Source organism: Lapillicoccus sp., assembly GCF_036559105.1.
GTDB lineage: Bacteria > Actinomycetota > Actinomycetes > Actinomycetales > Dermatophilaceae > Lapillicoccus.
In genome coordinates, this window is the sequence record NZ_DATBTV010000110.1 from 1 (window position 1) to 7,459 (window position 7,459).

The following is a 7,459-nucleotide window of genomic DNA, read 5'->3' on the forward strand; positions in this document are numbered from 1 at the left end:
TGAGGGCGGAACCAGGGCGATCGTCGCAGCGCTGGCCGCGAACATCGGCATTGCCATCACGAAGTTCGTCGCGTTTCTGCTCACCGGGTCGAGCTCGATGCTGGCGGAGTCCGTCCACTCGGTGGCCGACTCGGGCAACCAGGCGCTGCTGCTGCTCGGTGGGCGCCGCGCGCGCAAGCAGGCCACGCCGCTGCATCCCTTCGGGTACGGCCGGGAGCGCTACTTCTGGGCGTTCGTGGTCTCGATCGTGCTGTTCTCCGTCGGTGGTCTGTTCGCCCTCTACGAGGCGTTCCACAAGTTCCAGCACCCGGAGCCGATCGAGGGCCGCTGGTGGTGGGTCCCACTCGTGGTCCTGGTGGTGTCCATCGGGCTGGAGAGCTACTCGTTCCGCACGGCCATCCACGAGTCGAACCACGTGCGGGGAAGCCGGTCGTGGAGCGAGTTCATCCGCCGGGCCAAGGCTCCCGAGCTCCCGGTGGTGCTCCTCGAGGACTTCGCGGCGCTGATCGGCCTCGTCTTCGCACTCTTCGGCGTGGGTCTGACCCTGGTGACCCACAACGGCGTCTGGGATGCCGTGGGAACGGCGCTCATCGGCATCCTCCTCGTGGTGGTCGCGATCACCCTCTCGGTGGAGATGAAGTCGCTGCTGCTCGGTGAAGCGGGCAGCGTCGAGAACGTCCAGGCCATCGAGGCCGCCGTAGCCGGCTCGGAGGGCATCGAACGCATCATCCATATGCGCACCCTCCACATCGGTCCGGAGGAGCTGCTGGTCGCGGCCAAGGTGGCGGTGACGACCACGGACACCGCCGAGGAGATCGCCGACGCGATCAACCGGGCCGAGCTGGCCGCTCGTCAGGCGGTTCCGTCGCTGACCCTGCTGATGTACATCGAGCCGGACCTCGACCGCGGCACGACGGAACGGCCGACATGGGATCGCGGTACCGCAAACGCCTAGCGAGAGCCCGAAGATCGCGGGCGTACGCTCGCGCCCATGACCGACGGCAGCATCCGGCAGCGCATCTCCGACCTCGTCCACGAGGAGCATTCCCTGCGCAACAAGTTGTCCTCCGGTGAGATCTCGGCCGCCGAGGAGTCCGCTCGCCTGCGTGACCTCGAGGTCGAGCTGGACCAGTGCTGGGACCTACTCCGCCAGCGCCAGGCCAAGGAGGAGTTCGGGGAGGACCCCGATACTGCTCAGGTCCGTGACGCCAGGACCGTCGAGGGCTACCAGGGCTGACGGATTCCTGCCTGCGGCCGGCGACGCGTACACTGGGACACCGCCGGCGTGGGTGATGCCCCGCATAAAGACGCGCCCAGATGGGCTACGCCGGGTCCGCACACCCTTCATGGATAAGGAATCGATTCAGCATGTCCTTTGACTACAAGGTTGCCGACCTGGGCCTCGCCGAGGCCGGCCGCCACCAGCTCCGACTCGCCGAGCACGAGATGCCCGGCCTCATGGCCCTGCGCGAGGAGTACGGCGCCGCGCAGCCGCTCAAGGGCGCCCGTATCGCCGGGTCGCTCCACATGACCGTCCAGACGGCGGTCCTCATCGAGACGCTGACCGCTCTCGGGGCGGAGGTCCGCTGGGCCTCCTGCAACATCTACTCCACCCAGGACGAAGCGGCCGCCGCGGCGGTCGTCGGCCCCCACGGGACGCCGGCGGACCTTCAGGGCGTCCCGGTCTTCGCCTGGAAGGGCGAGACCCTGCCGGAGTACTGGTGGTGCACCGACCAGATCCTCACCTGGCCCGGTGGCGAGGGTCCCAACATGATCCTCGACGACGGTGGCGACGCCACGATGCTCGTCCACAAGGGCACCGAGTGGGAAGCTGCGGGCCAGGTCCCCTCCACCACCGAGGAGGACTCCGAGGAGTTCGGTGTGTTCAAGGAGCTCGTCCGCGAGACCTTGAAGACTGACCCGACGAAGTGGACGACCGTCTCGAAGGGCATCCGCGGCGTGACCGAGGAGACCACGACCGGTGTCCACCGTCTCCACCAGCTCGCCGAGACCGGTGACCTGCTGTTCCCGGCGATCAACGTCAACGACTCGGTCACCAAGAGCAAGTTCGACAACAAGTACGGATGCCGCCACTCGCTCATCGACGGGCTCAACCGCGCCACGGACGTCCTCATCGGCGGCAAGGTCGCCGTGGTCATGGGCTTCGGCGACGTCGGCAAGGGCTGTGCTCAGTCGCTCGCCGGCCAGGGCGCCCGTGTCATCGTCACCGAGGTCGACCCCATCTGCGCGCTTCAGGCCGCGATGGAGGGCTTCCAGGTCGCCCGCCTCGACGATGTCGTGGAGACGGCGGACATCTTCATCACCTGCACCGGCTGCTTCGACGTCATCACTGCCGAGCAGATGCAGCGCATGAAGAACAAGGCGATCGTGGCGAACATTGGCCACTTCGACAACGAGATCGACATGGCCGGCCTCGCCAAGCTGCCGGGCGTCACGAAGACCGAGATCAAGCCGCAGGTCCACGAGTGGACATTCGCTGACGGCCACTCCATCATCGTGCTGTCCGAGGGGCGCTTGATGAACCTGGGCAACGCGACTGGCCACCCGAGCTTCGTCATGAGCAACTCGTTCTCGAACCAGACGATCGCTCAGATCGAGCTTTTCACGAAGCCGGGCGAGTACCAGACCTCGGTCTACACGCTCCCCAAGGCCCTCGACGAGAAGGTCGCACGACTCCACCTCGACGCGTTGGGGGTTCGGCTCACCGAGCTGACCAAGGGCCAGGCCGAGTACCTCGGCGTCGACGTCGCCGGGCCCTACAAGCCGGAGCTCTACCGCTACTGACGCGGACCTGGAGCGGCGCCGAACTGGACGGTCGGCGCCGTTCCCGTCGCTCGACCGAACAGTAATGTCGCACCGCGACGCCGGTCTGCTAGGGGTTCAGGCCGGTACGTTCCCCGTATGCCAGCCGTCCTCGGGGTGATCGCGGCTACCCTCGGTTCGGCCAACCGGACGGCGTGGAGGTGAGGCGCAGCTCGGCCTCGGTCAGCGCCGCCTGGCCCCTGGAACGTTGGTCCGCCGTCGCAGTGGTCGCAGCACTCCTCTTCTGTGCGCTCTTCGTCTCGATCGGCGCGGACACCTACTGGGCCGTCGCCCTCGGCCGGGACATCGTCGGGCGAGGCTCGATCCCCGACGGGGTCCCGTTTGCCGCGGCCCTCAGCAGTGGGTGGCCCAACGTGCCGGTCCTCGGTGAGCTGGTCCTGGCCGGCCTCGCGGCACCAGGGCCAGTCGGCATCGTCGCCGCCCAGCTGTTCCTCGATGCGACCGCGCTGGTGCTCCTGGCCGTAGGAGCGCGCCGGTCGGGCGCGAGTGACGGCGCCACCGCCGTCTCCCTGACCCTGGTGGTCCTCGGCGCGCTGCCCGCGCTCGCCGCAGTGAAGATGCAGCTGTTCTCCCTCGCGCTCTTCCCGATCCTCCTCCTTCTTCTTCGCGCCGACCATCGCCACCCATCGAGGCGGGTCTGGTGGGTCGTCCTCGTCGTCGCCGTCTGGGGCAACCTCCACGGAGCCGTTCTCATGGGCGTGGCCGTGATCGGCGCCTACCTGCTCTTCTCCCGACTTCGACGCCGTCCGGTCGAGACCCTCGCCGTCGGCATCGCCAGTGTGCTCGCGCTCGGGGCCAACCCCACGCTCTTCGGGACGGTCCACTACTACGCGGGAGTGCTCGGCAACGAGGCCGCCCGGCGGGGTACCGAGCTGTGGGCCCGTCCGAACCCGAACAACCTCTTTGACCTGCTCCTCATCGTCGCGGGAGTCGCTCTCGTCGTCCTGGCCTTAGGGTCCCGCCCCCCGTTGTGGGAGATCGTCGCGATTCTGGGACTTCTGGTCGGAACCGTGACCTCGGCACGCCACGGTGTTTGGTTGCTCATGCTCTGCGCGGCTCCGGCGGCTGTGAGGCTCACCCGCCGCTCGCGCGAGCCGGTTGGCGAGACTAGTAGGGCGATCCCCGTGGTCGCCGGCCTGGTGGTTCTGGTGGGCTGCGCCGGCCTGTTGTGGAGCCGTCAGGACGGCCTCAACCCGTCCGGTAACCCAGAGCTGGTGAGCGCCGTGAAAGCGGTGGCACAGGAGCGGGTCGTCCTCGCCGACGAACCCGTGGTCGAGTCGCTAGCTGCCGAAGGAGTCCGGATCTGGATGAGCAACCCGATCGACGCCTTCGACCGAGCCGACCAGGCCGCATACCTCGACTTCGTCTCCGGAAGCTCGACCGGGAACTCCCAGCCCCTCCTGAACGCTGCAGAGGTGGTCGTCGTCCGTACGGGGGGACCGGCGGACGGCCCCGTGTCCACAGACTCGCGGTTCGCCCCCGCACGGTCCGTCGCGGGCTGGACCGTGTACTCGCGTGTGCGATGATCCAAAGTGACGATCCGGTCACAAAAGGGGAGGGACAACGGGCGTGAAGGGACGCGTACTCGTCGTCGACGACGACCTGGCGCTCGCGGAGATGCTCAGCATCGTCCTGCGCCAAGAGGGCCTCGACGTCTCACACGTTGCCGACGGATCCGCCGCCGTCCAGGCGTTCCGCGACTACCGCCCCGACCTCGTCCTGCTCGACGTGATGCTCCCGGGGCTCGACGGCATGGAGGTATGCCGCCGCATCAGGGCTGAGTCCGGCGTCCCCATCGTCATGCTCACCGCGCGGACAGACACGGTCGACATCGTTGTCGGGCTCGAGTCCGGCGCCGACGACTACATCATGAAGCCCTTCAAGCCGCAGGAGCTGATCGCCCGGGTCCGCGCACGGCTGCGCCGGAGCGACGAGCCGGAGCCCGAGAAGCTCGAGATCGGCGATCTGCACATCGACGTGGCCGGCCACTCGGTCAAGCGCGACGGCGGCGCCCTGTCGCTCACGCCGCTGGAGTTCGACCTGCTTGTCGCACTCGCCCGGAAGCCCTGGCAGGTCTTCACCCGTGAGGTCCTCCTCGAGCAGGTCTGGGGCTACCGCCACGCCGGCGACACGCGGCTGGTCAACGTCCACGTCCAACGCCTGCGCAGCAAGGTCGAGAAGGACCCGGAGCACCCCGAGATCGTTGTAACCGTCCGGGGTGTCGGCTACAAGGCCGGCCCGTCCTGACCCGCAGATGAGACCGTCATGAGCGCCTCCACACCGACGGAGCGCTCGCCAGAAGCGCCCGTCGGGCCTTGGGCCTCCGCCGACGCGACCACGCGGCGCACCCTCAACCGGGCACGTCGAGGGGTCGGCCGCGGGGGCGGGTGGCTGCGACACCGCTGGCGGCGGTCCCTGCAGTTCCGCGTCGTCGCCGTGACCATGGTTCTCGGCACCATCGTCCTCGCGGGGGTGGGTTCGTACCTCTACCAACGGGTCGCCAACGGGCTGGCCGAGGACCGCCGGGTCACGGCGTCGGCCGAGGTCGTCCTGCTGGCCAACCGGACGCAACAGCAGTTCGACGGCACGGACAAGGTCCTGACCACCGACGCGCTGCTCGAGTCGGCCCGCAACTTCGTGCAGGACGCGGCCGGTACCGAGCGCAGCCGATACGTCGTGCTGATCCGCGGGACCAACAACACCACTCAGGGCGACGTCCTGCCGCCTATCCGGTCCGGCGAGGTCGATGCCGATGCCATCCCCGACGAGCTGCGCACGAAGGTCGGGGAGAACCCCACCGTCCAGCAGATGCAGATCGTCCCGGTCAAGCTGACGGGCGAGTCCGACCCGGTGTCCGCCTGGGTGATCGGCCAGCAGGTGGCCGTGCCGCGGGCGGGCGACTACGGGCTGTACTTCGTCTACCCCATGACCCGTGAGCGGGACACCCTCGCCCTGGTCGGGCGCTTCCTGCTGCTCGGTGGCGTCGTGCTCATGCTGCTGCTCGGCGGCATCGCCTACGTCGTCACCCGCCTCGTCGTCGCTCCGGTCCGTCGCGCAGCCGACGTCGCTCAGCGGTTCGCCGCCGGCGCGCTGGGCGAGCGGATGACTGCCAAGGGCGAGGACGACATCGCCACCCTGGCGACGTCGTTCAACGAGATGGCCGCGAGCATCCAGCAGCAGATCGCCCAGTTGGAGAACCTGTCGAGGTTCCAGCAACGGTTCGTGTCGGACGTCTCTCACGAGCTGCGGACACCGCTGACGACCATCCGGATGGCCGGCGACCTCATCCACGACTCGCGCTCGGACTTCGACCCCGCGGTCGCGCGGTCGGCCGAGCTGCTGCACAACGAGGTGGACCGGTTCGAGGCCCTGCTGACCGACCTGCTCGAGATCAGCCGGTTCGACGCGGGGGCGGCCGTCCTCGACGTCGAGCCCACCGACATCCGGGCCACCGTGACTCGGGTCGTCGAGTCGACGGCCACCCTGGCCGAGCGGAAGGGCATCCAGGTCACCGTCGAGGCACCGAGCGTGCCCTGCGAGGCCGAGATCGACAGCCGCCGGGTGGAACGGATCCTTCGCAACCTCCTCGTCAACGGTGTCGAGCACGGAGAGGGACGTCCCATCGTCGTGCGCGTGGCCAAGGACGAGGACGCGGTCGCGGTCACGGTGCGGGACCACGGCATCGGCCTGCGCCCGGGGGAGGCGTCGATGGTCTTCAACCGGTTCTGGCGGGCCGACCCCGCACGCGCCCGCACCACCGGCGGGACCGGACTGGGCCTCGCGATCTCCCTCGAGGACGCGCGTCTTCACAACGGCTGGCTGCAGGCCTGGGGGGCGCCAGGAGAGGGCTCCTGCTTCCGGCTCACCCTTCCGCGCCGCGCCGGTGAGTCGCTGGAGTCCTCGCCGCTGCCGCTCAATCCCCTGATCGGCGACGTTCTGGTGACCCGGTCGGGAGTGTCCGGCCTGCCGCTCATGCCGTCCGGTTCCGAGCCGGAGACCGCAATCCTGCGGCGAGTGCGCGCAGCGGCCGACCCTGCCTCCGCCACTGATGCAGCCGCGCCGGCGACGGGCGACCGCACGACGGCCGCTGGAGTACGAGGCACTCCATGACCGCCGGTCGCGTCGCATACCGGATCCGGGTGGGGTTGGTGGCCCTCCTCTGCGGGGCCGTTCTGGCCGGCTGTGGCATCCCGCGCTCCAGCGAGGTCATCGACGGCCGGCGCGTCGGTGACAACGTCGCCCCTCGAGCCCGGATCGTCGTCTTCCCACCCGCGGTCGGGTCCCCGCCGGACGTCGTCGCTCGCGACTTCATCCGGTCCGGCGCTGCCTTCCAGGAGACTGGCGACGACCAGCAGGTCGTCGGTCGCTCATACCTCGCACCCGGCTCGGTGGACCTCTGGCGGCCGATTGCGCTGACCACGACGGTCTACGACTCCCGGACGCCTTTGACGATCGAACCGCTCCCCTCGGACCAGGTGCGGCTCACGATCACCGCCGTCGCGACCATCGACGAGACGGGCCACTACCGCGAGCTCCCGCCCAACACCGTGGCGTCGGCGGTATTCGGGATGACCAAGGTCGACGGGGAGTGGCGGATCAAGCTCCCCGACGACGG

At 69.0% G+C, this 7,459-nt stretch carries 7 protein-coding genes; all 7 read left to right on the forward strand.

Annotated elements, in window-relative coordinates; genetic code table 11:
- Positions 1-955 (forward strand): cation diffusion facilitator family transporter (locus tag VIG79_RS14230; RefSeq protein ID WP_331886739.1); only part of this gene is annotated, 955 nt, incomplete at its 5' end.
- Positions 956-991: 36 nt separating this feature from the next.
- Positions 992-1,237 carry a DUF2630 family protein gene (locus VIG79_RS14235; RefSeq protein WP_331886741.1) on the forward strand — a complete coding sequence of 82 codons (246 nt, stop codon included), beginning with the start codon at positions 992-994 and terminating at the stop codon, positions 1,235-1,237.
- A 131-nt stretch (positions 1,238-1,368) separates the two neighbouring features.
- Positions 1,369-2,805 (forward strand): adenosylhomocysteinase, encoded by a 1,437-nt coding sequence (gene ahcY, locus VIG79_RS14240; protein WP_331886743.1) that lies wholly within the window; start codon positions 1,369-1,371, stop codon positions 2,803-2,805.
- 179 nt (positions 2,806-2,984) lie between these two features.
- Complete coding sequence (locus VIG79_RS14245) at positions 2,985-4,370, forward strand: hypothetical protein (protein WP_331886745.1); 1,386 nt, start codon at positions 2,985-2,987, stop codon at positions 4,368-4,370.
- Between the two features lie 43 nt (positions 4,371-4,413).
- The gene (mtrA, locus tag VIG79_RS14250; RefSeq protein WP_331886747.1) at positions 4,414-5,091 is read left to right on the forward strand and encodes an MtrAB system response regulator MtrA; all 678 of its coding nucleotides are present in this window, start codon (positions 4,414-4,416) and stop codon (positions 5,089-5,091) included.
- 18 nt (positions 5,092-5,109) lie between these two features.
- Entirely contained in the window at positions 5,110-6,954 is a 1,845-nt protein-coding gene (mtrB, locus tag VIG79_RS14255; RefSeq protein ID WP_331886749.1) for an MtrAB system histidine kinase MtrB, read from the forward strand.
- A partial coding sequence (locus VIG79_RS14260) for a hypothetical protein (RefSeq protein WP_331886751.1) occupies positions 6,951-7,459 on the forward strand: 509 nt, incomplete at its 3' end. The genes mtrB and VIG79_RS14260, both read left to right, overlap by 4 nt.